Source organism: Streptomyces sp. ME19-01-6 (assembly GCF_033793745.1).
Classification (GTDB): domain Bacteria; phylum Actinomycetota; class Actinomycetes; order Streptomycetales; family Streptomycetaceae; genus Streptomyces.
In genome coordinates, this window is record NZ_JARAXF010000006.1 from 392206 (window position 1) to 415955 (window position 23750).

21 protein-coding genes, 2 pseudogenes and 1 riboswitch are annotated in these 23750 nt (G+C 71.7%); of the genes and pseudogenes, 11 read left to right on the plus strand and 12 right to left on the minus strand.

All coding sequences use genetic code 11. The features are described 5' to 3' along the window. Positions 1-198 precede the first annotated feature (198 nt). Complete coding sequence (locus PV419_RS17640; RefSeq protein WP_319689656.1) at positions 199-942, minus strand: isocitrate lyase/phosphoenolpyruvate mutase family protein; 744 nt, start codon at positions 940-942, stop codon at positions 199-201. Beyond that, on the minus strand, positions 939-1421 hold the full coding sequence (locus tag PV419_RS17645; protein ID WP_319689658.1) for a carboxymuconolactone decarboxylase family protein: 483 nt from the start codon (positions 1419-1421) through the stop codon (positions 939-941). Before PV419_RS17645 ends, PV419_RS17640 begins: the two co-directional genes overlap by 4 nt. A gap of 47 nt (positions 1422-1468) precedes the next feature. On the opposite strand from PV419_RS17645, the gene PV419_RS17650 reads away from it, so the two are divergent. Continuing rightward, positions 1469-2965, plus strand: coding sequence for a PLP-dependent aminotransferase family protein (locus PV419_RS17650; protein ID WP_319689659.1), 1497 nt, complete (start codon positions 1469-1471; stop codon positions 2963-2965). A gap of 132 nt (positions 2966-3097) precedes the next feature. Here the strand turns inward: PV419_RS17650 and rocD are convergent, their stop codons facing one another. After that, the gene (gene rocD / locus PV419_RS17655) at positions 3098-4324 is read right to left on the minus strand and encodes an ornithine--oxo-acid transaminase (protein ID WP_319690017.1); all 1227 of its coding nucleotides are present in this window, start codon (positions 4322-4324) and stop codon (positions 3098-3100) included. A gap of 201 nt (positions 4325-4525) precedes the next feature. On the opposite strand from rocD, the gene add reads away from it, so the two are divergent. The 3 genes from add to PV419_RS17670 all read left to right on the plus strand — a co-directional run bounded on the left by add (position 4526) and on the right by PV419_RS17670 (position 7585). Continuing rightward, positions 4526-5473, plus strand: a complete 948-nt coding sequence (gene add, locus PV419_RS17660; RefSeq protein ID WP_319689660.1) for an adenosine deaminase — start codon at positions 4526-4528, stop codon at positions 5471-5473. Between the two features lie 192 nt (positions 5474-5665). Next, entirely contained in the window at positions 5666-6589 is a 924-nt protein-coding gene (locus tag PV419_RS17665) for an NADP-dependent oxidoreductase (protein ID WP_319689661.1), read from the plus strand. 69 nt (positions 6590-6658) lie between these two features. Further along, a complete protein-coding gene (locus PV419_RS17670; protein ID WP_319689662.1) occupies positions 6659-7585 on the plus strand; it encodes an AraC family transcriptional regulator in 927 nt (308 codons plus the stop codon). Positions 7586-7600: 15 nt separating this feature from the next. Here the strand turns inward: PV419_RS17670 and PV419_RS17675 are convergent, their stop codons facing one another. The 5 genes and pseudogenes from PV419_RS17675 to PV419_RS17695 all read right to left on the minus strand — a co-directional run bounded on the left by PV419_RS17675 (position 7601) and on the right by PV419_RS17695 (position 10440). After that, positions 7601-7828 carry a hypothetical protein gene (locus PV419_RS17675; protein ID WP_319689663.1) on the minus strand — a complete coding sequence of 76 codons (228 nt, stop codon included), beginning with the start codon at positions 7826-7828 and terminating at the stop codon, positions 7601-7603. Beyond that, a complete protein-coding gene (locus PV419_RS17680) occupies positions 7825-8010 on the minus strand; it encodes a hypothetical protein (RefSeq protein ID WP_319689664.1) in 186 nt (61 codons plus the stop codon). Before PV419_RS17680 ends, PV419_RS17675 begins: the two co-directional genes overlap by 4 nt. Then, entirely contained in the window at positions 8007-8453 is a 447-nt protein-coding gene (locus PV419_RS17685) for a hypothetical protein (RefSeq protein ID WP_319689665.1), read from the minus strand. Before PV419_RS17685 ends, PV419_RS17680 begins: the two co-directional genes overlap by 4 nt. A 93-nt stretch (positions 8454-8546) precedes the next feature. After that, positions 8547-9731, minus strand: a pseudogene (locus tag PV419_RS17690) (helix-turn-helix domain-containing protein). 70 nt (positions 9732-9801) lie between these two features. Then, positions 9802-10440 carry an HAD family hydrolase gene (locus PV419_RS17695; protein ID WP_319689667.1) on the minus strand — a complete coding sequence of 213 codons (639 nt, stop codon included), beginning with the start codon at positions 10438-10440 and terminating at the stop codon, positions 9802-9804. Positions 10441-10543: 103 nt separating this feature from the next. Next, positions 10544-10637, plus strand: a riboswitch (ZMP/ZTP riboswitch). 41 nt (positions 10638-10678) lie between these two features. Here PV419_RS17695 and glyA point away from each other — a divergent pair. Then, complete coding sequence (gene glyA, locus PV419_RS17700; protein WP_319689669.1) at positions 10679-11968, plus strand: serine hydroxymethyltransferase; 1290 nt, start codon at positions 10679-10681, stop codon at positions 11966-11968. A 491-nt stretch (positions 11969-12459) separates the two neighbouring features. Here glyA and PV419_RS17705 read toward each other — a convergent pair. After that, positions 12460-12993, minus strand: a pseudogene (locus PV419_RS17705) (RNA polymerase sigma factor); the annotation flags it as partial. A gap of 178 nt (positions 12994-13171) precedes the next feature. On the opposite strand from PV419_RS17705, the gene trpS reads away from it, so the two are divergent. From trpS to PV419_RS17720, 3 genes are all read left to right on the plus strand, one after another. Then, a complete protein-coding gene (gene trpS, locus PV419_RS17710) occupies positions 13172-14185 on the plus strand; it encodes a tryptophan--tRNA ligase (RefSeq protein WP_319689670.1) in 1014 nt (337 codons plus the stop codon). 164 nt (positions 14186-14349) lie between these two features. Beyond that, positions 14350-14949 (plus strand): 2'-5' RNA ligase family protein, encoded by a 600-nt coding sequence (locus PV419_RS17715; RefSeq protein ID WP_319689672.1) that lies wholly within the window; start codon positions 14350-14352, stop codon positions 14947-14949. 182 nt (positions 14950-15131) lie between these two features. Continuing rightward, on the plus strand, positions 15132-16016 hold the full coding sequence (locus tag PV419_RS17720) for a YihY/virulence factor BrkB family protein (RefSeq protein WP_319689674.1): 885 nt from the start codon (positions 15132-15134) through the stop codon (positions 16014-16016). Positions 16017-16034: 18 nt separating this feature from the next. Here PV419_RS17720 and PV419_RS17725 read toward each other — a convergent pair whose 3' ends face one another. Then, on the minus strand, positions 16035-17315 hold the full coding sequence (locus PV419_RS17725) for a D-alanyl-D-alanine carboxypeptidase (protein WP_319689676.1): 1281 nt from the start codon (positions 17313-17315) through the stop codon (positions 16035-16037). 106 nt (positions 17316-17421) lie between these two features. Between PV419_RS17725 and PV419_RS17730 the strand changes: the two genes are divergently transcribed. Together PV419_RS17730 and PV419_RS17735 are read left to right on the plus strand one after the other, a co-directional pair. Continuing rightward, on the plus strand, positions 17422-17682 hold the full coding sequence (locus PV419_RS17730) for an SCO4848 family membrane protein (RefSeq protein ID WP_319689678.1): 261 nt from the start codon (positions 17422-17424) through the stop codon (positions 17680-17682). A gap of 58 nt (positions 17683-17740) precedes the next feature. Continuing rightward, positions 17741-19069 carry a metallophosphoesterase gene (locus PV419_RS17735; protein WP_319689680.1) on the plus strand — a complete coding sequence of 443 codons (1329 nt, stop codon included), beginning with the start codon at positions 17741-17743 and terminating at the stop codon, positions 19067-19069. On the opposite strand, the gene PV419_RS17740 is transcribed toward PV419_RS17735, so the two are convergent. Both PV419_RS17740 and PV419_RS17745 read right to left on the minus strand, forming a co-directional pair. Continuing rightward, the gene (locus PV419_RS17740) at positions 18973-20568 is read right to left on the minus strand and encodes a HAMP domain-containing sensor histidine kinase (protein ID WP_319689681.1); all 1596 of its coding nucleotides are present in this window, start codon (positions 20566-20568) and stop codon (positions 18973-18975) included. The two genes, PV419_RS17735 and PV419_RS17740, sit on opposite strands and share 97 nt — an antisense overlap. After that, on the minus strand, positions 20565-21326 hold the full coding sequence (locus tag PV419_RS17745; protein ID WP_319689683.1) for a response regulator transcription factor: 762 nt from the start codon (positions 21324-21326) through the stop codon (positions 20565-20567). Before PV419_RS17745 ends, PV419_RS17740 begins: the two co-directional genes overlap by 4 nt. Positions 21327-21489: 163 nt before the next feature. Here PV419_RS17745 and PV419_RS17750 point away from each other — a divergent pair, with 163 nt between their 5' ends. Further along, a complete protein-coding gene (locus PV419_RS17750; protein ID WP_319689685.1) occupies positions 21490-23736 on the plus strand; it encodes an MMPL family transporter in 2247 nt (748 codons plus the stop codon). Positions 23737-23750 lie beyond the last annotated feature (14 nt).

Genomic DNA, 23750 nt, shown 5'->3' on the forward strand with positions numbered 1-23750 from the left:
TTTTATTGCTCCCCGATTTCTGTTCCGCTTTTCGCGGGATTTCGAGTGCACGATAACCCCGCCCCGCAGGCGTGTCCAGCGGCTTTATATGCCGCTTTATGTGCCACGGGAATCCGGTTGGCGTTATTGGTCAGATTTGCGGTGAGAAATCAGGAGAGCGGTATTGTCTTGTCGGGTTCTCTTGTCGGGAATGCGGTATTACGCCTGGCGCAGCTGCTCGGCGATGTCCTCCACCGCCGCCAGCGCCTGGCGAAGGTGGCCCGGGCCGAACGTGACGCGCGTCGCACCCAGTTCGCCGAGTTCGCGGACGGAGGGGCCGTCCGGCTTGGCGAACGCGTTGAGCGGGGCGCCGATGCCGGCCGCGAGCCGGGGGAGCAGTCGCGGGGGCGCGAAGATCGGGTAGACGCAGTCGGCGCCCGCCGCCACGTACCGCCGGCCGCGGTCGATGGCCTCCTCGGCCAGCCGGTCCGGGTCCGCCCCGGCGCCGCCGCGTACGAAGACATCGACGCGGGCGTTGATGACCAGCCTTTCGCCCGCCGCGGCGCGGACCTCCGCGAGCCAGTCCGCGTGTCGCCGCGCGTCCTTGAGCACATCCGCCGCCCGGTCGCCGTCCTCCAGGTTGCACCCCGCGGCGCCGGCCTCCAGCAGCCGGTCGACGATCTCGGCGGGGCCGAGCCCGTATCCGTCCTCGATGTCCGCCGTCACCGGCACGTCCACGGCGCGGGCGACCCGGGCGACCGCGGCGAACATCTCGTCGTCCGGAGTCTCACCGTCCCGGTAGCCCAGCGAGGCCGCGATCCCCGCGCTCGGCGTGGCGAGCGCGGGGAAGCCCGCGGCGGCGAAGACGCGGGCGGTGGCCGCGTCCCAGGGGCCCGGCAGGACGAGCGGGTCGCCGGGGGCCCTGCCGTGGTGCAGGGCGCGGAGAGTCGTCGCGCCGGTCATGCCTTGCCCGGCACCGTGCGGGTGGTGACGCCGATGCGGTTCCAGGCGTTGATGGCGATGATCGCGGCGATGACCTGGGCCAGCTCGGCCTCCTCGAAGTGGGCCGCCGCCCGCTCGTACACCTCGTCCGGGACGAAGCCGTCGGTCAGCACGGTGACGGCCTCGGTCAGCGCGAGCGCCGCCCGCTCCTTCTCGGTGAAAAGGCCCGTCGCCTCCTCCCAGGCGCTGAGGAGGTACAGGCGCTCTTCGGTCTCGCCCGCCTCGCGCGCGTCCCGGGTGTGCATATGGACGCAGAAGGCGCAGTGGTTGATCTGCGACGCACGGACCTTGATGAGGTCGACGAGGGTGGGATCGAGGCTCTTACGGGCGGCCGCGTCGAGGCCGACCATCGCCTTGTAGAACTCGGGCGCCAGCTTCGCCAGCCGCATGCGGGGGCCGTGTTCATGGGTGCTCTGGGGTGTCTCGTTGATCGTCCTCATGGCTCCCACGCTAGGACGTCAGTAGCCCAGGGGTATGGTCCATTTCCATGGAAGATCCATGGGCCACTTCCCCGCAGCCCCCGTCCGCGCCGCATCCGCGGTCCCCGCCGGGGCCCGGCGCCGATCTGCATCTGGATCTGCGACTGGACCTGCCGGAGCGGGGCGCGACCGGGGTGCGCACCGCGCTCATCCGGTCCCTGCGCGACGCCGTACGCGGCGGCCGGCTCGCGCCCGGTACCCGGCTGCCCTCCTCCCGCTCGCTCGCCGCCGACCTCGGCATCGCCCGTAACACCGTCGCCGACGCCTACGGCGAGCTGGTCGCCGAAGGCTGGCTCACCGCCCGGCAGGGCTCGGGAACCCGCGTCGCCCGGCGCGTCGTACCGCCCGAACCCACACCCCCGCGCACCCCGCCGACCGCGGGGCCGGGCGGCCGCCCCACCTACGACCTGCGGCCCGGCTCGCCCGACGTCTCGTCCTTCCCTCGCGCGGCCTGGCTCACCGCCGCCCGGCGGGCCCTGACCGCGGCGCCGCACGACGCCTTCGCGTACGGCGGGCCGAGCGGGCGGCCCGAGCTGCGCCGCGCCCTCGCCGACTATCTGGCGCGCGCCCGGGGGGTGCGGACCGACCCGGAGCGGATCGTGGTCTGCGCGGGATTCAAACAGGGCCTGGCCGTCCTCAGCAGGGTGCTGCGGGCCGCGGGCGAGCGCGATGTGGCCGTCGAGTCGTACGGGCTTGACCTCCACTGGGACGTCATGCGCCGCGCCGGGCTGCGCACCGTGCCGCTGCCGGTCGACGGCCGCGGCGCCCGCACCGACGAGCTGGCCGGGCTCACCGGCGTACGGACCGTGCTGCTCACCCCGGCGCACCAGTTCCCGACCGGGGTGTCCCTGCACCCCGACCGCCGCGCCGCCGTCGTCGACTGGGCCTCCCGCACCGGCGGTCTTGTGGTGGAGGACGACTACGACGGGGAGTTCCGCTACGACCGCAACCCGGTCGGGGCGCTCCAGGGGCTCGACCCCGAGCGCGTGCTCTACCTGGGCACATCGAGCAAGAGCCTGACCCCCGCGCTGCGGCTGGCCTGGATGGTGGTGCCCGGCCACCTGATGGACGACCTGCTGGCGGCCAAGGGGACGGGGGAGTGGCCGACGGCCGGTCTCGACCAGCTGACGCTCGCCGAGTTCCTCGACTCCGGGGCGTACGACCGCCATGTGCGCGGCATGCGGCTGCGCTACCGGCGGCGGCGTGACCAGCTGATCGCGGCGCTCGCCGAGCGCGCCCCGCAGGTGAGGGTGAGGGGGATCGCGGCGGGGCTGCACGCGGTGCTTGAACTCCCGCCGGGGACCGAGCGGTCCGTGGTGCAGGGCGCGGCCTGGCAGGGCCTGGCAATGGACGGCCTGGCCCGCTTCCGGCACGCGTCAGGCGCGTCCCCCGGCGGGGAACCCGGCGACGTGCTGGGCGACGCGCTGGTGGTCGGCTACGGAACCCCGCCCGACCACGCCTTCTCGGGCGCGCTGGAGGCGCTGTACCGGGCGCTTCCGGGGTGAGGCTTTCCCGTCGCGCTACGCATGGTCTACGCATGGCCTGCGCGTGGGGTACCGACGAATGCGCGCGCTTTCTGCCGCATGTGATCGTGCGAGGGGCCGCCGAGCACTGCCCGACGGCCCTGGATCAGACGCTCACCCGGCCAGGACAGCCCGCAGTTGCTCCAGGCCCCAGTCCAGGTCCTCCTTGCTGATCACCAGCGGGGGCGCGATCCGGATCGTGGACCCGTGGGTGTCCTTGACCAGTACCCCCCGGTCCATGAGCTTCTCCGAGATCTGCCGTCCGGTGCCATGGGAGGGGTCGATGTCCACCCCCGCCCACAGCCCCCGCCCGCGCACGGCCCGTACGCCGCCCCGGTGCGCCGGGCTGTCCACCAGCAGCCTCAGCTCGCCGTGCAGATGCTCGCCGAGCTCCGCCGCCCGCTGCTGGAACTCGCCGGTCCGCAGTATGGCGATGACCTCCAGCGCGACCGCGCAGGCCAGGGGGTTGCCGCCGAAGGTGGAACCGTGCTCGCCCGGGCGGTACACGCCGAGCACCTCATGGGAGGACACCACGGCCGACACCGGCACCACACCGCCGCCGAGCGCCTTGCCCAGCACATAGACGTCCGGGACGACGCCCTCGTGCTCGCACGCGAAGGTCCTGCCGGTGCGCCCCAGGCCGGACTGGATCTCGTCCGCGATGAACAGCACGTTCCGCGCCCGGGTCAGCTCCCGCACGCCGGCCAGATAGCCGGACGGCGGCACCAACACCCCCGCCTCGCCCTGGATGGGCTCCAGCAGCACGGCCACCGCGTCCTCGCCGGCGGTGTCCAGGGCCGCTTCCATCGCGGCCAGGTCGCCGTACGGCACGATCTCGAAGCCCGGCGTGTACGGACCGAAGTCGGCCCGGGCCTCAAGGTCGGTGGAGAAGCTGATGATCGTGGTCGTCCGGCCGTGGAAGTTGTTGTCCGCGACGATGATCTTCGCCCGGCCGTCCGGGACACCTTTGACGCGATAGCCCCACTTCCGGGCGGTCTTCACGGCCGTCTCCACCGCCTCCGCCCCCGTGTTCATGGGCAGCACCACCTCCATGCCGCACAGCTCGGCCAGCTGTGAGCAGAAGGTGGCGAAGCGGTCGTGATGGAACGCGCGGGAGGTGAGCGTGACCCGCTCCAGCTGGGCCTTCGCGGCGTCGATCAGCCGCCGGTTGCCGTGCCCGAAGTTGAGCGCGGAGTACCCGGCGAGCATGTCGAGGTACCGCCTCCCCTCGACATCGGTCATCCAGGCGCCCTCCGCGGACGCGACGACGACCGGAAGCGGATGGTAGTTGTGCGCGCTGTGGGCCTCGGCGGCGGCAATGGCGCGTTCCGTTGAGGTCAAAGTCATGCTCCGTTCGGTGTCGGGGCTGATCAGTGCTCTTTTCTATCGTCGCTCGGGTGGTTTGCGAAGAGACTTTGCGGCGCCGGAGCCCTGCTGGAGCAAGTCGACGCCTGGCCGGGCGAGGTCGTGCCTCGGCCGCGATCGGGTGGGGGCGTCGAAATGATGTCGGTGCTGCGCGCCCCGACTGTCTAGAGTCCTGCCGTGAGAGATCTTCGCCTACTGCCCAAGGCCCATCTGCACACCCACCTGGAAAGCACCGTCCGTCGCGCCACGATCCGCGACCTGGGAGGCGAGCCGCCCGTCCAGGACCGGCCCTTCACCAGTTTCGGGGAGTTCGCCGACCAGCGGGCCGGGGTACGCGCGCTGCTCCGCGACCATCGGCACTTCCGCCGTATCGCCGAGGAGTTCTGCCAGGACGAGGCGGGTCAGGGCGTCCGCTACGCGGAGGTCACCTTCACCGCGGCGGCTCACGGCGAGCGCCTCGGCGATCCGGAGATGCCACTGGAAGCGGTGCTGGAGGGACTGGCCGCCGGAGCGGAGCGGTACGGCATCCAGACTCGGGTGATCCTGGACCACTCGCGCCGTCGCCCCGTCGAGCGGCTGTGGGAAAGCCTCAAGCTGGCCACCCGGTACCCGCAGGTGATCGCCATCGGCCTCGCAGGAGACGAGTCCTACCCGGTGGCGCCCTTCGCCGAGGTGCTCCAGGCCGCCCGCGAGGCGGGGCTGCACCTGGTGCACCATGCCGGGGAGACGGCCGGCCCGGCCAGCGTCCGGGAGGCATTGACGGCGGGGCATGCGGAGCGGATCGGTCACGGCATCCGCGTGCTGGAGGATCCGGAGCTGGTGGCCGAGTTGCGGAGACGCCGTGTGCCGCTGGAGGTCTGCCCCTCCTCCAATGTCCTGCTCGGCCTGGTGCCGTCGCTGGCGGAGCACCCGCTGCCGCGCCTGGTCGAGGCCGGTCTGACGGTCACCGTGAACACTGACGGGGAGACGTCGTTGGCGGCGGAGTACCAGCACGCCCGGGAGATTTTCGGGTACGGCGACGCCGAACTGGCGAACCTGGCCCGTGCCTCGGTCGAAGCCGGCTTCGCTCCCGCGGGGTTGAAAGCGCGGATCAGCACTGAGATCGATCAATGGCTGAGCAGATGAGGAGCTGCAGGCCTTGTAGGTTCCCGCCGTGAATGATGACGGCAGGACGCGGATCCGATGCGCGACCGAAGTGACCGAGGCGCTCGCCGCATAAGACGATCAGACATGCGAGCAAGACTGTGAGCTATTCAGCGGCTCATTTGATCTCCCTATGGTGGACAACACCACACCGAATCAACAGGGGAGATCCTGATGCGAGCTGTCATCCAGAAGACCTTCGGCGGCCCGGAGGTCCTTGAGGTCACCGAGGTCGAACGCCCCCGCCCGCTCTCTGGCGAGGTACTCATCCGGGTCCACGCCAGCGCGGTCAACCCGGTCGACGCCGCGGTCAGGTCCGGCGCGTTCCCGCTCCTGGGCGAGCCGCCATTCGGCGTCGGCTGGGATATCTCGGGCGTCGTCGAGGAGACGGGCCCCGGGTCCCGGTTCGCGGTGGGCGACGAGGTGTACGGAATGCCGTTCTTTCCCCGCGCGGCCACGGGGTACGCCGAGTACGTCGCCGCCCCGTCGCGGCAGGTCGCCCGCAAGCCCGCCACCCTCGATCACATACACGCCGCCGCCCTGCCGCTCGCCGCGCTCACCGCCTGGCAGGGGCTGGTGGACGCGGCGAACATCAAGGAAGGCGACCGGGTGCTGATCCACCGCGCAGCCGGCGGCGTCGGCCACCTCGCGGTGCAGATCGCCAAGGCACACGGCGCGCACGTCACCGCACTCGCCAGCGCTGCCAGGCACGAGTTCGTGACCGGTCTGGGGGCGGACGAGGTGATCGACTACCAAACCACCGAGTTCACCGAAGCGGTGCGGGACGCGGACGTGGTCTTCGATTCCACCGCCCAAGGCGCGCGTTCGCTGCGCGCGCTGCGCCCCGGAGGCGTGCTGGTCAGCATCCTCGAACACGGCGACACCGAGCTCGCGGCCACGGTCGCGGCGGCCGGGCGGCGCTTCGCCGGGATCTCCGTGGAGCCGGACTACGCGAGCTTGGAGGCGATCGCCGCGCTCGTGGACGCCGGCCGGATCCGCCCCCATGTCGAGGAGACCTTCCCGCTGGCCGAGGCCGGCAAGGCACATGAGCTGATCGAGTCGGGGCGGGTGCAGGGCAAGGTCGTGCTGACGGTCTGATACGGATACCGGCCGCTCTCTTCCACGAGGGCGGCCCGTATCGTTTCGTCATCGGAGACGGGAGCGGCGATGGACATCCTCACCGAGGCGCTGGCCTCCATGCGCACCGGCAGCCCGGCGTCCGTCCGCACTGACGGCCGCGCGCCATGGGGGCTGCGGCTGCCGCCGGTCGCGGGCGCGGGATTCCACGTGGTGCTCCACGGAACTTGCTGGCTCGTCCCGCTGGACGACACCCCGCCGATCCCGCTCGGCCCCGGCGACGTGATCTTCGTACGCGACGGCCGCGGCCACGTCCTCGCCGACCAGCCCTCGACACCGGCTGAGGAGCCCCGCCCCGAGCAGTTCAGCGACGGCATGCCCATCGGCTCCGTCTCGCTGGGCGGTGACGGTCCGCGCACCAGCCTGCTGTGCGGCAACTACCATCTGGACCAAGGCCGTCCGCACCCCCTGGTCATGCGGCTGCCCGAGATCATCCACCTGCCCACGCGGCACGGCCGCCACCCCGAGCTCAGCGCCGCCGTCCAACTGCTGGGCGCCGAGCTGGACAACCCGCGCATCGGCTCCGAAGGCATCGTGCCGATCCTGATCGACTCGCTGCTGCTCTACATCCTGCGCGCCTGGCTGGACGACCAACCCGCGGATACCGCTCAGGGCTGGGCCGCCGCCCTGAGCGATGCCGCGGTCGCCCCCGCACTGGCGGCGATCCACCAAACGCCCGCGGCGCAGTGGACCGTCGAGTCCCTGGCCGCCCGGTCCGGCTTGTCCCGCGCGGCCTTCGCCCGCCGCTTCAACGCGCTGGTCGGCGAGCCGCCGATGGCCTACCTGACCCGCTGGCGCATGACGACCGCCGCGCAGCTGTTGCAGGAGTCCGACGCACCGCTGACGACGGTGGCGGCACGGGCGGGATACGGGTCGGAGTTCGCCTTCGCCAAGGCATTCAAGCGGGAATTCGGGCTCGCCCCTGGCCTGTATCGGCGCCAGGCGCGCGCCGCGTGACGACATCACACCGTTTTAGGTGGCGTTGGTCTTCGGCGCCTCGATGGGCGCGGTCTGATGGCAGTCGCAGTCACAGCGGATGGTGAAGATGAGCGCGCCGCGGGTCGCGGGCGGTATGGGCGTCGCCCGTACCTCGCCCGGCGCCTTGCAGAATGCGTGGATCTCGTCCGGCGTGGTGTCGGGTTCGGCCGTGTACAGCGCGCAGTACGCGGACAGACGCCGGGCGCCGACCGGGACGGTCATGTCGCCTGCCTCTCGCGCTGCAGCGTGACGAGCACCGTGTAGAGGTCGGCGTCGGGGCGCGGCCATCGGCGGTCGCAGTCCGGGCAGAGGTGGCGTAGGCAGCCGGGCCCGGAGGCCGACGCGCGGAGCACGGGGATCGGCTCGCGGGTGGGCTTGTCGCAGCGGTAGCAGTACTGCGTCACCGGGGCACTTCCTCGCGAGGGCCGAGCGCTTCGCGGGTCGCGGTCTGCAGCGCGGCGAAGAGGGGCGCCGGGTCGGTGAGGTGTCGGTCCCGGGGCGGTACGCGCCAGCGCACCCCAGGTCCCCTCCGGCAGCCGACGGGGGGCACCTCGATGTAGGCGGTCGCTCCCCATACCTCGACCCCAGGCAGCCGGCTCATGTCCCAGGCGGCGGCCGCCCCCGGAGCGATGAGCCAGAACAGCACGCCGTCGAAGGGATTCTCGATGACCGCGCCCACGTCCCCGCCGAGCAGCTCCAGAGCCTGTTTGCCGATGAAGCGCGGGACGCGCACGGCGTCCCACGATTCGCCGGCGGGCTGCAGCTGCGCGTTGCGGCCGCTGGGAGGTGCCCACGATCCGAAGTTGAGAGAGTCAGCGTTGGCGGGCACCCGCAGGGGTTCGGCCATGGTCGGAGTCGTCCCATCTGCCTGGTCGGTGTGGACAGGTAGATGGTTCTCCGCGGACAGGGCCACAAGTGACCCACTGAGGGTCAGTCAGGGTCACTCGTCGGCGTGGCACCATTCCGCGAAGTTGCTGAGGCTCTCCGCATCGCCGCGCCGTAGTCGGCGGAGCGTGGCGATGTCCTCGCGCACCCACGGGTGGTCGCGGGTGTGCTGTGGAGCGATGTGACGGGCGACCTTCAACGACTCGTACGCTTCGCGGGCCAACCCCGACCACAGCTGGGCGCGAGCCATCTCGATATGGAACCCGCTCCGCCGCTCGGCAGGCAGAGCATGAGGCGGGGCCCAGCCGTTGACGACGTTGAGGGCCCGATGCACATGGTCACCACCGAGGCTGATGGCAACGGAGACTTCATGGATGCGGACGCTGTTCGGCCCGAACGCTGTGCCCTGGTAGACGTTCTCAGGTACCGCGTCCCCCAGGCGCGAAGCCTCCGCTAGGTGGTGATCCGCAGTGTCCACAAGTCTGGCTCGTCCAGCGATAACAGCGGTCCGCATGTGCAAGGCGCCCAGGGCAGCGATCGCCGTATCGTCCTGACCGGTGGGCGCGTTGTCGATCGCCGTCTGCAGCGCGCGCAGCCCGGGGATGTGCGCGCCGGCGGCGAAGAAGGTCTCGGTGCGGACGTAGGCGACGGTCGCGTCCAACAGAGGGTCTGAGGCGTGTGGAGCCGCCCACCGCATCAGGTCCACCAAGCGCGCAGACAGGTCCCGGGCGCCGTACTTGTACGCCACGGCGTCGGCGGTTCGCAGCGCGGAAACCAGCAGGCTCGCGGTCTCGGCGCGCTCTTTGGCCGGGGCGAGACGGAAGGCGCGGGTCAGCTAGCCGATGAGGGACGGCAGATGGCGAGCGATCCGCACGTATTGAGCAGCCAGGCGCCACGTCACTGCCTCGTCTACCGCAGTGTGCAGCTCGGCCAGTGGCCGGACTGGACCGTCGTCTGGCGCGTCATACGCGGCGATGACGGCTGACAGAGACGGCATGGCGGCATGAACGCGCGCGTCCGCCCGGTCCCGGCTCCCCAGCAAGTGGGAGGTGTCGACACCGATCGCAGCCGCTAATGCCTCCACGACACCGTCGCTGGCGCCCCGCGTTCCTCGCTCGATCTTCCGTAGGGTGCCGACATGGACCCCGGCCGCGTCGGCCAACTCCTGCTGTGTCATACGTGCGATGCGGCGGTGGTAGGCCACGCGTTTGCCGAATGCGCGGGCGTTCTCAGTCGGCATACTGGTGCTCCGTTCGGTGCGTCCACTCCGAACGGTAGCGAGCGGCCCCATGTCTACGGGGCCGCTTGCCTCATGTGGCGGCGAGTCGTACGAGGTCGTGCAGCGAGTCGATCTGCCAGTCCGCGGCGGCCGCCTCAACTGTGCCGGACCACAGATGGCCCCATGGACCACGGCGCAGATGCGCGGCGCGCAGGCCCGCGGCTTTCGCCGGCTGCGTGTCGTTCGCGGGGTGATCGCCCACGTACACGGTTTCGTTGGGTGCGGTTCCCGCAAGGTCCAGGACGCGGGCGAAGAAGCGCGGGTCGGGTTTGGCGACCCCCCACTCTCCCGAGGTGGCGATCTCATCAATGGGCAGCTTGAGGTCCCGCAGCAGGACACCGGCGCGCGCCGTCTGGTTGCCTGCGATGACGACGCGGATGCCCGCCTCGCGGAGGGCGGCAAGCGCTGGACGCACATCTGGATAGAGGTCGGACTCGTCGAGGTCCTCGCCGGCTCCAGCGGCCTCCATCGCGGCTCGCTCGGCCGCGATGTCGATGTCGGGCCGGATGAGCCGCAGGGCTTCGGCGTTGTCATGCCCTTGAGCGACCACCGCGCCGACGAGGGCGGAGAGGGTGTGCTGGGGGGTGCCCAGCCAGTCAGCCCATGCCCTCCACCCACGGTCGTCTCGGATCAAGGTCTCGCCAACGTCGAAGACCACAGTGCGAATCATTCAGGCAGCGTAGAGCAGGCCAAATGAACGAATGGCTGCCCGCAGCACGTCGTCGTCCCCAGCGCCTGGCCGGGCCGAAACCGCGCCGCGATTAGAGTGTGGGAGTGCACGCCGTGACTGGCGAACGTGGAAGCGACCACGAGGAAGCGGTGTGCGGCTGAAGCCATCACGAGGTGCCGCCCGCCTGGGCACCCCGGGACCACGACCGGACCAACCGACCGATCGCCCGGAGGACACCATGAGCCAGCCCCTCTCCCATTCCGCCTCCCTCTCCCATCCCGCCCTGGCGGCGGCCGACCCGGAGCTTGCCGCGCTGGTGGGTGCGGAGGAGCGGTTGCAGGCGGAGACCCTGCGCCTTATCCCCAGCGAGAACTATGTCTCCAGCGCTGTCCTGGAGGCCTCCGGCACGGTGCTCCAGAACAAGTACAGCGAGGGCTACCCGGGCCGCCGCTACTACGAGGGCCAGCAGGTCATCGACCAGGTCGAGACCCTGGCGGCGGACCGCGCGAAGGCCGTGTTCGGCGTCGAGCACGCCAACGTGCAGCCCTACTCCGGCTCGCCCGCCAACCTCGCTGTCTACCTGGCCTTCACCGAGCCCGGCGACACCGTGATGGGCATGGCGCTGCCCATGGGCGGCCACCTCACCCACGGCTGGGGCGTCTCCGCCACCGGCAGGTGGTTCCGCGGTGTCCAGTACGGGGTGCGCCAGGACACCGGCCTGATCGACTTCGACGAGGTGCGCGATCTGGCCCGCAAGGAGCGCCCCAAGGTGATCTTCTGCGGTGGTACGGCCGTGCCCCGCACCATCGACTTCGCCGCCTTCGCGGAGATCGCCCGGGAGGTGGACGCGGTGCTGGTCGCCGACATCGCGCATATCGCCGGGCTGATCGCGGGCGGCGCCCACCCCTCCCCGGTGCCGCATGCCGATGTCGTCTCCACCACCACCCACAAGACGCTGCGCGGCCCGCGCGGCGCGATGCTGATGTCGCGCGAGGTCCACGCCAAGGCGATCGACAAGGCCGTCTTCCCCGGGTTGCAGGGCGGCCCGCACAACCAGACCACCGCGGGCATCGCCGTGGCCCTGCACGAGGCCGCCCAGCCTTCCTTCCGCGATTACGCCCATGCCGTCGTCGCCAACGCGCGGGCCCTTGCCGAAGCCCTGCTCGCCCGGGGCTTCGACCTGGTCTCCGGCGGCACCGACAACCACCTGATCCTGATGGATCTCACGCCCAAGGACGTGCCGGGCAAGGTCGCGGCCAAGGCCCTCGACCAGGCCGGGATCGTGGTGAACTACAACACCGTGCCCTTCGACCCGCGTAAGCCCTTCGACCCCTCCGGCATCCGGATCGGCACCCCCTCCCTGACCTCGCGCGGCCTGCGCACCGAGCACATGGCCACCGTGGCCGAGTGGATCGACCGGGGCGTGGGCGCCGCCGGGACCGGCGACGAGGAGACGCTCGCCAAGATCAGGGCTGAGGTCGCCGAGCTGATGGCGGCCTATCCCGCCCCCGGTCTGCCGACCGCCTGACGCCGTCCGGCTGGGGGCCGGACCGCCCGGGGCTGTCCGGTCCGGGGCTGCTCCGCCCGGGGCTGCTCCGTCTGGGGTTGTCCGGACGGGAGTCGTCTGCGGGCCCCTGCCCGGCCGTCAGGCCGGGCAGGTCCCGCCACTGCTCCTCCGCCCAGACCCGGACCCGCCCGTCCCGGCCCGGAGCGGTCGCGGGACCGGCCGCCGAAGCGCCCACTATCCGCGCCATCACCCGCTCGACCAGCGTCTCCCCGTCCACCGGCGACACGCCCGGCGGGGGAGACTCCAGCGCGCGCCCGAGTGCCCGCAACTCGTCGGGCAGCCGCTCGCCCCCGCCCCGGGCCACACCCCCCGCGGCTGCTCGGTCCGCAGACTGTGGTGCCGGAGTGCCCTCCGAGGTCGCCTCCGAGGTTGCCTCCGCAGTCGTCTCCGCGGTCGTCTCCCCAGTACTTTCCGTGTCCCTCTCCGCCACTTCCCCGCCTTCCTTCCTCCGCCGCCGACCCCGTCCCGAGCAGCAGCTCCAGCCGCTTCAGAGCACGGCTGAGCCGGGATTTCACCGTGCCGCGAGGCCAGCCGAGGGCCTGTGCGGTCTCCGCCTCGTCCAGATCCAGCAGATAGCGGTAGGTGACCACCCGCCGCTGCGGCTCGCTCAGCTCGTCGAGCGCGGCCAGCAGGTGGGACCGCCGCTCGCCGGCCAGCGCCGCCATTGCCGGGTCCGCGGATTCCGGTATGACCGGCTCGGCTCCGCCCAGCGCCGCTTCGCGGCCCACCGCCGTACTCATCCGCCGCGCCGAGCGGAGCGCGTTGCTCGTCTCGTTGGCCACGATCCGCAGCAGCCATGGCCGGAACGCCGCGCCGTCCCGGAATCCCCCCAGGGCGAGATACGCCTTCACAAAGGCGTCCTGTACCACGTCCTCCGCGTCGGCGCCCGCCCCGAGCAGCACGGCGGTGCGGTGCGCGATCGGTGCGTGTGCCCGCATCAGCTCCGCGTACGCCTCGGTGTCCCCGGCGCGCACCCGCGCGATGATCCCCGCTTCGGTCGCCGCTCCGCCCCCTGCTTCGGTCGCTGCTTCGGCCGAAGCCGTCTCGGCCCCTGCCGTCGTCTTCCGCACGGCGAGGTCCCCCTCCCGCGCCCTCTCACGAGTCCACACACCTTTCATACACCGGCGGACCGAGACTGGTTCCACACCTGAGAGAATGGGTGCCATGGCCCTCGATCGTCCCCGTGCGCTCTCCGGTATCCAGCCCACCGCAGGCTCGTTCCACCTCGGGAACTACCTCGGTGCGATCCGGCAGTACGTCGCGCTGCAGGAGACCCACGACGCCTTCTACATGGTCGTGGACCTGCACGCGATCACCGTGCCGCAGGATCCGGCGGAGCTGCGCGCCAACACCCGGCTCGCCGCCGCCCAGCTGCTCGCCTCCGGGCTCGACCCGGACCGCTGCACCCTCTTCATCCAGAGCCATGTGCCCGAGCACGCGCAGCTTGCCTGGGTGATGAACTGTCTGACGGGCTTCGGCGAGGCGTCCCGGATGACCCAGTTCAAGGACAAGTCGGCCAAGCAGGGCGCGGACCGGGCCACTGTCGGCCTCTTCACCTACCCGATCCTCCAGGTCGCCGACATCCTGCTCTACCAGGCCAGCCATGTCCCGGTCGGCGAGGACCAGCGCCAGCACGTCGAGCTGACCCGCGACCTCGCCGAGCGCTTCAACGGGCGCTTGGGTGACACCTTCACCATTCCCGCTCCGTACATCGTCAAGGAGACCGGGAAGATCTACGACCTGCAGGACCCGGCGATCAAGATGAGCAAGTCGGCGTCCACGCCGAAGGGCATCATCAGCCTGCTGGACGAGCCCAAGGCCTCGGCGAAGAAGATCAAGAGCGCCGTCACGGACACCGAGACCGAGGTCCGCTACGACGAGGAGAAGAAGCCAGGCGTCAGCAATCTGCTGACCATCTACTCCACCCTCACCGGCACCACGATCGCGGACCTGGAGCGGCAGTACGAGGGCAAGGGCTACGGCGCGCTCAAGACCGAGCTCGCCGAGGTGCTGGTCGAGTGGGTCACCCCCTTCCGCGAGCGCACCCAGGAATACCTCGCGGACCCCGAGACGTTGGACGGGATCCTGGCGAGGGGCGCGGAGAAGGCCCGCGCCGTCGCGTCCGACACGCTGGCCCGCGCCTACGACAAGGTGGGCTTCCTGCCCGCGAAGCACTGACTGACGTCACCGGCCGACGCCCCGAGGCCCCCTTCGCGGGGGGGCGTGGGTACGTGCGCCGATGGACCGACGAACCTAGCCGCGAAGGCGGCCCAGCCGCCACACTGACACCGGTGCAGCGGCTCAGGCCGACAACGCCCGGGAGGGCCAGGAGGGAGAACGCAGTGGGGACCGTAACGCTCGGCGTTTCGATCGCGGTCCCGGAGCCGTACGGCAGCTATCTGCAGCAGCGGCGCGCGGCCTTCGGGGACCCCGCCGCACACGGCATCCCCACCCACGTCACGCTGCTGCCGCCCACCGAGGTCGACTCCTCGGGGCTGCCCGGCGTCGAGCGCCATCTGGCGACGGTCGCGGCCGAGGGCCGGCCCTTCACGATGCGGCTGGAGGGCACCGACACCTTCCGCCCGCTGTCCCCGGTCGTCTACGTCAAGATCGTCGAGGGTGTCGAGGAGTGCACGGCGCTCCAGGAGCTCGTGCGGGTCGCTTCCGGGCCGTGCGCCCGCGAGCTGCAGTTCCCCTACCACCCGCACGTCACGATCGCCCATGGCATCGACGAGGCGGCCATGGACCGGGCGTACGCGGAGCTGAAGGACTTCGAGGCGGCCTGGACGATCGACGGCTTCGCGCTCTACGAGCAGGGCGCGGACGGAGTCTGGCGCCTGGAGCGCGAATACCCCTTCGGCGACGGACCCGGCCCGTCGGGCACCGGCCCGGTGGTCCCCCGCCAGGTCAACCTCTCCCGCCCGCCCGCGCCGTCCCTGTAACCGGGGCGCAGCCAGGGCCACAGCCGGTGCGGTCACAGGCCTCCAGCCGTGGTCGGCCCTCGCCAAGAAGAGTGATGAGCGGAGTGTCGGTCAAGCCGGTTCCGGCTGACGGCCCGACGTAGCGAGACCCTGACCTCGTCGCGCCGGGGACTGGAAGACGACCGAAGGGTAACCCGCTGATCATGGATTGGTTGACCCGGCTGCCCGTGATCGCCCGGCTGATGCATACCCACGCATGGCGCTCGTACGAGACGCTGGAGCGCGTCCACTGGACCCGGCTCGCCGCCGCGATCACCTTCATCAGCTTTCTCGCCTTCTTCCCCCTGATCACCGTCGGCGCCGCGATCGGCGCCGCGACCCTCAGTGAGCAGCAGATGCGGCAGCTGGAGAAGAAGCTCGCCCAGCAGGTCCCCGGCATCTCCGGCCAGCTCGACCTCAGCGGTCTCATCGAGAACGCCGCCACGATCGGCGTCGTGGCCGGCGCGCTGCTGCTGTTCACCGGCATCGGCTGGGTGGGCTCGCTGCGGGAGTGCCTGCGCGCGGTGTGGGAGCTGGAGGAGGACCCCGGCAATCCGATGAAGCGCAAGCTCAAGGACGCCATCGTGCTCTTCGGCCTCGGCGGCGTCGCGCTCGGCTCCTTCGCCGTGTCCGCGTTCGCCGCCACCGCCGTCGGCTGGACCACGCGCCAATTGGGCATGCCCGAGAACGGCATCGGCGGCTGGCTGCTGTGGCTGGCGGCCTTCGCGGCCGCCGTCATCGCCGACTTCCTGCTGTTGTGCTACGTCCTGACCTGGCTGCCCGGCGTACAGCCGGCGCGCCGGAGTGTCGTCGTCGCGGCGCTCATCGGCGCGATCGGCTTCGAACTGCTCAAGCTGCTGCTGAGCAGCTACCTCCAGAACGTCGCGGCCAAGAGCATGTACGGGGCCTTCGGGGTGCCCATCGCCCTGCTCCTGTGGATCAACCTCACCGCCAAGCTCACGCTTTTCTGCGCCGCCTGGACCGCCACCAAACCCGCCCCCGAGCCGGAGCGGCCCGGGCTGGAGATCCCCCAGCCCGAGCGTTCTTGAACCCGGCGTTCGGCGTGCTCAGCCGCGCGAGCGGCGCCGCACCAACTCCGGCAGCGGCCACCGGCGGTGCACCGCGTACGCCACCCCTCCCAGCAGCACAAGTGAGCCGCCCGTGATGCCGACCGCCGTCCACATGCCGCCCGAGCCGCCGTCGCTGGGCGAGACGGCCGCCTGGGCGTGCTCCTTCGCCTTCTTCTCACCGGTGCCGTCCGACGGAGACCCGCTCGTGAGGCCCTTCGCGCCCGGCCGGACGAGCGTGCCCACCGGCTCGACCGAGTCGGCCGCCTTGAAGCCCCAGTCGAAGAGGGTCGCGGTCTCCTTGTAGACCTCGCTGCTCTCCTGCTTCTGCGGGTTCATGACGGTGACCAGCAGCACCCGGTCGCCGTGCTGCGCGACCCCGGTGAAGGTGGAGCCCGCATGCGTCGTGTAGCCGTTCTTCACCCCGGCGATGCCCTTGTACTGCGAGACACCGAAGCCGGTCAGCAGGCGGTTGGTGTTCTGGATCGCGAAGCTCTCGCGCTTCTTCTTGCCTTTCTTGTCCTTCTTGTACTCCCCGGGGAACTGCGCGGTCGCCGTCGAGCAGTACTCCCGGAAGTCCGCCTTCTGCAGCCCGGAGCGGGCGAAGAGGGTGAGGTCGTAGGCGCTGCTGACCTGGCCCTTCTCGTCGTAGCCGTCCGGGGTGACGACATGCGTGTCGAGCGCGTTCAGCTGCTTGGCGTGCGCCTGCATCTCCTCCACCGTCTTCGCCTTGCCCCCGTTCATCGCGGACAGCACGTGCACCGCGTCGTTGCCTGAGCGCAGGAAGACACCGAGCCACAGGTCGTGCACCGAGTAGGTCAGGTTCTCCTTGACCCCGACCAGGCTGCTGCCCGCCCCCATGCCCTCCAGGTCGGACGGCTCCACCTTGTGCTCGCGGTCCTTGGGGATCTTGGGCAGCACCGTGTCCGCGAAGAGCATCTTCAGGGTGGACGCGGGCGGCAGCTTCCAATGGGCGTTGTGCGCGGCGAGCACATCGCCGGACTCGGCGTCGGCCACCATCCAGGAGCGTCCGCTCAGCCCCTTGGGCAGCGCGGGCGCGCCCGCCTTCAGTGAGACCTGGGTCCCCGGGCGGCCGAGCCGCTTGCCGCCCACGACGGACATCTTGGCGGGCGGCTTGGCGGTGTCCTTGTCGTCGGCGCGGTCGGCAGTCGTCGCGGCGTGGGCCGGGGCGGCGGACAACAGGGCGGTCAGCAGGAGAGCGGCGGAGGCGGCCAGAGGGGCGGCGGTGCCCCGCTTGGGGGCGCAGGAGGAGGTCGGCACGCCTGCGAACGTACCGGCCGTCGAACCCCTAGGCGAAACGGCCACGGCCTTACGAGTGTCCGACCCGCGCGAGGTTCGCCCACCAGGCGTGCTCATACTGGAAAGCATGAAGCTCAGCCGCCCCATTTCCTGGTTCCTGCTCGCCTTCGGGGTCTGGACTTGGGCCATCTGGTTCACCTTTGTCAAAAACTTGTGGAAGGACAGCAGCGGGCTCGCTTTCGACGACGCCGGAGATCCCACCGCGTACTTTTGGGTGCATCTGCTGCTCGCGATCACCTCGTTTCTCTTGGGGACGGGTATCGGCGTGATCGGGTTCCGTGGCCTGCGTGCTCTGCGCCACGAGGACGCCGTCGCAAAGAAGCCGTAAGGGGGGCGGTAGTGGCGTAACCGGGCGCCCATGGAGGCGCGAAACGGGAGGACCTGGGTTGGTCGTGCTCTTCGCCCTCGTGGCGTTCGCCGTCGTCGGGCTGCTGTCCGGCGTCCACTGGTATCTGTGGCGTCGGCTCGTCCGCGACACGACGGCGCGGGGCGGGCGCGCCCGGCGCGCCGGTACGGTCGCCGCGGTGGTCCTGCCGCTGATCAGCGTGGGCGCGCTGGTCTCCGGGCGGGCCGGAGCGCCCTTCGCCCTGCAGCGCGTCCTGGCCTGGCCGGGGTACCTGTGGCTGGCGCTGGTGCTGTATCTGACGCTCGCTCTGCTGGCGGGCGAGGCGGTGCGGCCGCTGCTGCGCCGGTGGCTGGAGCGGCGTGACGCGGCCCGGGCTACTGCCGCCGCGCCTGCTCGGCACGGCCAGGCGCCCGTCGCTCCGCTCGCCGACCTTCCCGCGGAGCGGTCGCCGGCGGTGGGCACCGTGGACGAGGCGGTGCGCACCGAGACCGAGCTCGCGACCGAGACCGAGACCGAGCTCGCGACCCCAGACGCTCCACCGCCCCCCTCCCGGCGGCTGTTCGTCGCGCGGACAGTGGCCGTCGGGGCGGCCACCGTGGCGGCGGGCACCGTGGGGTACGGGACGTACACCGTGCTGCGCGGGCCCCGCCTGAAGCGGGTCACGGTGCCGCTGGCCAAGCTGCCGCGCCGGGCGCACGGGTTCCGGATCGCCGTGGTCAGCGACATCCACCTCGGGCCGATCCTGGGCCGCGCCCACACCCGGCGGATCGTGGAGACGATCAACCGCACCAGCCCCGATCTGATCGCCGTCGTCGGCGACCTCGTCGACGGCAGCGTCGAGGACCTCGGCCCCGCCGCCGAGCCGCTGCGCGGGCTGCGTTCCCGCCACGGGGCGTACTTCGTCACCGGCAACCACGAGTACTTCTCCGGCGCGGCGCAGTGGGTCGACCACGTACGCGAACTCGGGCTGCGGCCGCTGGAGAACCAGCGCACCGAGCTGGGCGGCTTCGACCTCGCCGGGGTGAACGACATCGCGGGCGAGGACGAGGGCCAGGGCCCCGACTTCGAGGCGGCGCTCGGTGACCGCGACCCGGCCCGCGCCTGTGTGCTGCTCGCCCACCAGCCGGTGGTGATCCACGACGCGGTGGACCACGGCGTGGATCTGCAGCTGTCCGGGCACACCCACGGCGGGCAGATGTGGCCCGGCAACTACGTCGCCGAGCTCGCGAACCCGACCGCCGCCGGGCTCGAACGCTACGGCGACACGCAGCTCTACGTCACGCGCGGCGCGGGCGCCTGGGGCCCGCCGGTGCGGGTGGGGGCGCCGCCGGACATCACCGTGGTGGAGCTGGCCTCGGCCCGTGCGTGATGGGGTCTGCCGGCGCGCGCCGACGGCAGGGCCACCACGACCGTCAGCCCCTCGCCCGGGGCGGTGGTGACCCGGACCGTGCCGTCGTGTGCGTCGACCGCCGCCCGTACGACCGCCATCCCCAGGCCGCTGCCCTCCGTGCCGCCCGTACGGAAGAAGCGGTCGAAGATGCGCTCCGCGTCCTGCGGGCGCATGCCGGGCCCCTCGTCGGCGACCCGCAGCACCCCGAACCCGCCCTCTTCGTCCCCCTCCTCCACGCTTACCCGCACCCGCGCGTCGGCGGGCGTGTGGATGCGCACATTGGCCAGCAGATTGCTGACGATCTGGTGGAGGGTCGGCTCGTCGGCGAGGACCGGACAGTCCGCGGGCAGGCGCAGCTCCACGGGGCGGCCGGGCTGCTGGGCGCTGAGGTCGGCGGCGGCGGCGCGCGCCACGCCCGCCAGGTCCACGGGCGCGGGGCGCAGCCGGGGCCGCTGGTCGAGGCGGGCCAGCGCGAGGAGTTCGTCGAGGAGCCGGGCCATCCGTTCGGCCTCGGCGTTCATCCGGGCCATCGCGCGCGCCCGTTCCGCCTCGTCCCCGAACATGCCCTTCTCGTCCAGCTGCAGATAGCCGCGGATCGCGGCGAGCGGCGTCCGCAGTTCGTGCGAGGCGTCCGCGACGAACCGGCGCAGCTGTCCGGCGGCGTGCTCGCGCGTGACGAAGGCGGTCTCCAGCTGCTGGAGCATGGCGTTGAGGGCGGTGCGCAGCTGCTCGACCTCGCCGCCGCTGTGCCGGTGGCCGCGGGAGGCGACCCGGCGGGAGAGGTCGAGCCCCTGGGGGCAGCCTTCGGCGATGGCGGAGGCGGTCTCGACCATGTCCTCCAGGGGGCGCAGCCGCCGCCGCGCGCCGATGAAGGTGGCCGTGCCCAGGCAGGCGACCAGGGCGGCGCCGACGCCCAGGACGAGCCGTACGACCTTGTGCATCGTCTGGGTGACGGCCGTGGTGGAGTTGGCCATCAGGAGCAGCCGGCCGTCGGGGCCGCCCAGGCGCAGGGCGGTCACCCGGTAGCCGGTGCCGTGCGCGGTCACGTCCACGGGCGTGTCGCGGCGGGCCAGCGCGGCGGCGTCGGGGACGGCGTCGGCGAGGGCGCGCTGGGCGGCGTCCGGCGCCGCTTTGCCGAACGGCGTGGCCTTGCCGTCGCGGCCGACGACGGCGAACAGGGTCCGGTTGGAATGGTTCTCGGCGGCGAACTGGCCGCTCAGGTCGGCGATCGCGGCAAGGGTCGCTACCTGGTCGCTGGTCAGCCTGGTCCGCTGGAGCCCGTCGCGGGAGGCGCGGAGATCGCTGTCGATGTTGGCGACCATGTAGTGCCGGATGCCCATGGTGCTGACCCACAGGGCGGCGGCGATGCCGATCGTCAGCATGGCGATGATGCTGAGCGTCAGCTTGGCCCGCAGCGTCGCGCGCTGGTGCTGCTCCTTCCGCCGGCACCTCCCGCACCCCCAGCACCAGCACTTCACGCGGGCTCCACGGGCCGCAGTCCGTAGCCGACGCCCCGCCGGGTGCGGATCAGGGGCGGCCCCAGCGGGTCGAGCTTGCGCCGCAGATAGCTGATGTACGTCTCGACGACCGTGGACTCGACGGGCTGCTCATACCGCCACACGTCCCGCAGCAGCTGCTCCTTGGGCACGATCCGGTCCGCGTGCCGCACCAGATGGCGCAGCAGCGCGAACTCGGTCGGGGTCAGATCCGCGCTGCGCCCGCCGCGCCGCACCGTGTACGTGGCCTCGTCGAGCTCCAGGTCGCCGTGGCGCAGCACCGGGGGCCGGGGCGGCGGCGGGGCGTCCGGGTCCGGGCCCGGCGGGCGGGTGCGGCGCAGCACGGCCCGGATCCTGGCGACCACCTCGTCGACGTTGAACGGCTTGGTGATGTAGTCGTCGCCGCCGAGCGCGAGCCCGCGCACGATGTCGGCGGGGGCGTCGCGGGCGGTGAGGAAGACGACCGCCAGATCGGCGCGTTCGGCGCGCAGCACCCGGCACACCTGGCGCCCGTCGCCGTCGGGCAGGGCGATGTCGAGCAGGACGGCGTCCGGGCGCGCCTCGTGGGCGAGTTCGACGGCGGCCCGTGCGCTGCCCGCGCACACCACCGAGAAGCCGTGGAAGCGCAGGGTGATGGCTAGCACATCCGCGATGCTCGGCTCGTCCTCGACGACCAGGACGGTCGCGCTGCCGGGACCGTTGGGGATACCAGCGCTGCCGTTGGAGTCTGCGGCACTCATCTCCCCAGTATCGGTCCCGGAATTGCGCGATCCCATGGGGAAGCCTGGGAGCTTCTTGTGAGTCCGGGGGTGGTCGCCCCGCCGCCCCGTACCGGCGGCCGAATCTTGGTGCGTACCTCGGGGGCGGACGTCACGACATCACGAGAAACAGGGGGCGGAACGCATGGCGGCATGGGCACGGTGGTGCCTCAGACACCGGCTGGTGGTGCTTCTGCTGTGGGTGGGGGCGCTGTTCGGCACGGTCGTCGCGAGCGGGGTCGCGGGCAGCGCGTACTCCAACGTCTTCAGCCTCCCGGGGACCGAGTCCTCGCGGGCCATGGAGCGGATGGAGAAGGCGTTCCCGCAGCGGGCGGGGGACACCGACAGCGTGGTGTGGCAGGTGGACACGGGCAAGGGCGCCGAGTCGGTCAGGGACCCGGCCGTACGGGAGCGGATGTCGGCGGCGCTCGCGGACATCGGGAAGCTGCCCGAGGTCGGCACGGTGGTCAGCCCGTACGAGCCCGAGGGCGCGCGGCAGATCAGCGAGGACGGGCGGATCGCCTACGCCGAGGTGACCTTCACCAAGCAGGCGCCCGAGCTGCGGAAGGAGAACATCCGGAAGGTCATCGACCGGGCCGAGGAGGCGCGCACCGCCGGGCTGCGGGTGGAGCTCGGCGGCCAGGCCATCGAGCAGACGCAGGAACCGCCGGCCGGGCTTTCGGAGGCGGTGGGCATCGTCGCGGCGGCCGTGGTGCTCTTCCTCGCCTTCGGATCGCTGTTCGCGATGCTGCTGCCGCTGCTCAACGCCGTCTTCGCGGTGGGCACTGGCCTGTCGGCGCTGGTCCTGCTCAGCCATGTCGTCGACCTGCCCGATGTGGCGCCGCTGATGGGCAGCCTGATCGGGCTCGGCGTCGGCATCGACTACGCGCTGTTCATCGTCACCCGGCACCGCAAGGGCCTTCGGGCGGGCCTGGATCCGCGCGAGTCCGCGACGCGGGCGCTGGACACCTCAGGCCGCGCGGTGCTGTTCGCGGGCGGCACGGTGTGCGTCGCGCTGCTGGCGATGTTCTCGCTGGACCTGGGCTTCCTCAACGGCATCGCGATCGCCGCGACGCTCACCACCCTGCTCAGCGTCCTCGCCGCGGTCACCCTGCTGCCCGCGATGTTCGGCTTCCTCGGGCACCGGGCGCTCAGCCGCAAGGAGCGGCGGGCCCTGGCCGAGGAGGGGCCGCGGGAGGGTGAGAAGCCCGGCGGGGCGGCGGTGCGCTGGGCCTCGTTCGTGGAGCGGCGGCCCAAGGCGCTGGCCGCGGTCGCGCTCGTCGTGATGGCGGTGCTCGCGATCCCCACGCTCTCGCTCCGCCTGGGCACCAACGACCAGGGCAACCAGCCCGAGTCGCAGACCACCCGCAAGGCGTACGACCTGCTGGCCGAGGGGTTCGGGCCCGGCTTCAACGGGCCGCTGCTGATGGTCGCGGACGTCTCCGGCGGGGCGGCCGAACAACGGGCGCTGGACCGCCTGGTGCGCCAGGTGGACGGTACCGAGGGCGTGGTATGGGCGGTGCGGCTGCCCGCGGCTGCCGGGCCCGGCGCACCCGAGACGGCCAGGAACACGGCGGTGGTGCAGGTGGTGCCGGCCACCTCGCCGCAGTCGGAGAAGACCGACCGGCTGATCGACAAGCTGCGCGACGAGACCGTGCCCGCGGCCGAGCGGGGCACCGCGCTCGAGGTCGACATCGGCGGTGCCACGGCGATCCAGAAGGACTTCGCCTCGGTCATCGGCGAACGGCTGCCGCCGTTCATCGCGCTGATCGTCGGGCTGGGCGCGCTGCTCCTGCTCGTGGCGTTCCGCAGCGTGGTGGTGCCGCTGACGGCCGCGGTGATGAACCTGATCGCGGCGGCCGCGTCCTTCGGCGTGCTGGTGGCGATCTTCCAGTGGGGCTGGGGCATGGACCTGCTGAGCCTGGGCAAGGAGGGGCCGATCATCTCCTTCCTGCCGGTGATCATGCTGCCGCTGCTGTTCGGCCTGTCCATGGACTACCAGGTCTTCCTGGTCAGCCGGATGCACGAGGAGTGGGTACACACCAAGGACAACGCGCGGGCGGTGCGGGCCGGGCTCGCCGACACCAGCCGGGTCATCAACTGCGCGGCGCTCATCATGATCTGCGTCTTCTCCTCGTTCATCCTCAGCGGCGACCGGGGCGGCGTCATGGCCGGACTCGGGCTCGCGGGCTCCGTGGCGCTGGACGCGTTCATCCTGCGCATGGTGCTCGTACCGGCCCTGATGCAGCTGATCGGCCGGGCCAACTGGTGGCTGCCGCGGGCGATCGACAAGCGGCTGCCGCACCTGGCGGTGGACCCGCCGGACCGCCCGTACCCGGGCGTCTCCCCGGAACGCGCCGAGGGTGAGCGGGAGTTGGTGGGCGACCGCTGAGGCTCCCGGGCGCC

What these genes read in the sequence shown, in the direction of transcription:
- glyA (WP_319689669.1), top strand. Translation starts at nt 10,679, where the DNA reads ATGAGCCAGCCCCTCTCCCATTCCGCCTCCCTCTCCCATCCCGCCCTG.
- trpS (WP_319689670.1), top strand. Translation starts at nt 13,172, where the DNA reads ATGGCCCTCGATCGTCCCCGTGCGCTCTCCGGTATCCAGCCCACCGCA.
- PV419_RS17730 (WP_319689678.1), top strand. Translation starts at nt 17,422, where the DNA reads ATGAAGCTCAGCCGCCCCATTTCCTGGTTCCTGCTCGCCTTCGGGGTC.
- PV419_RS17645 (WP_319689658.1), bottom strand. Translation starts at nt 1,421, where the DNA reads ATGAGGACGATCAACGAGACACCCCAGAGCACCCATGAACACGGCCCC.
- PV419_RS17675 (WP_319689663.1), bottom strand. Translation starts at nt 7,828, where the DNA reads ATGACCGTCCCGGTCGGCGCCCGGCGTCTGTCCGCGTACTGCGCGCTG.
- PV419_RS17685 (WP_319689665.1), bottom strand. Translation starts at nt 8,453, where the DNA reads ATGGCCGAACCCCTGCGGGTGCCCGCCAACGCTGACTCTCTCAACTTC.
- PV419_RS17750 (WP_319689685.1), top strand. Translation starts at nt 21,490, where the DNA reads ATGGCGGCATGGGCACGGTGGTGCCTCAGACACCGGCTGGTGGTGCTT.
- PV419_RS17745 (WP_319689683.1), bottom strand. Translation starts at nt 21,326, where the DNA reads ATGAGTGCCGCAGACTCCAACGGCAGCGCTGGTATCCCCAACGGTCCC.
- PV419_RS17670 (WP_319689662.1), top strand. Translation starts at nt 6,659, where the DNA reads ATGGACATCCTCACCGAGGCGCTGGCCTCCATGCGCACCGGCAGCCCG.
- PV419_RS17650 (WP_319689659.1), top strand. Translation starts at nt 1,469, where the DNA reads ATGGAAGATCCATGGGCCACTTCCCCGCAGCCCCCGTCCGCGCCGCAT.
- PV419_RS17640 (WP_319689656.1), bottom strand. Translation starts at nt 942, where the DNA reads ATGACCGGCGCGACGACTCTCCGCGCCCTGCACCACGGCAGGGCCCCC.
- PV419_RS17695 (WP_319689667.1), bottom strand. Translation starts at nt 10,440, where the DNA reads ATGATTCGCACTGTGGTCTTCGACGTTGGCGAGACCTTGATCCGAGAC.
- PV419_RS17720 (WP_319689674.1), top strand. Translation starts at nt 15,132, where the DNA reads ATGGATTGGTTGACCCGGCTGCCCGTGATCGCCCGGCTGATGCATACC.
- PV419_RS17665 (WP_319689661.1), top strand. Translation starts at nt 5,666, where the DNA reads ATGCGAGCTGTCATCCAGAAGACCTTCGGCGGCCCGGAGGTCCTTGAG.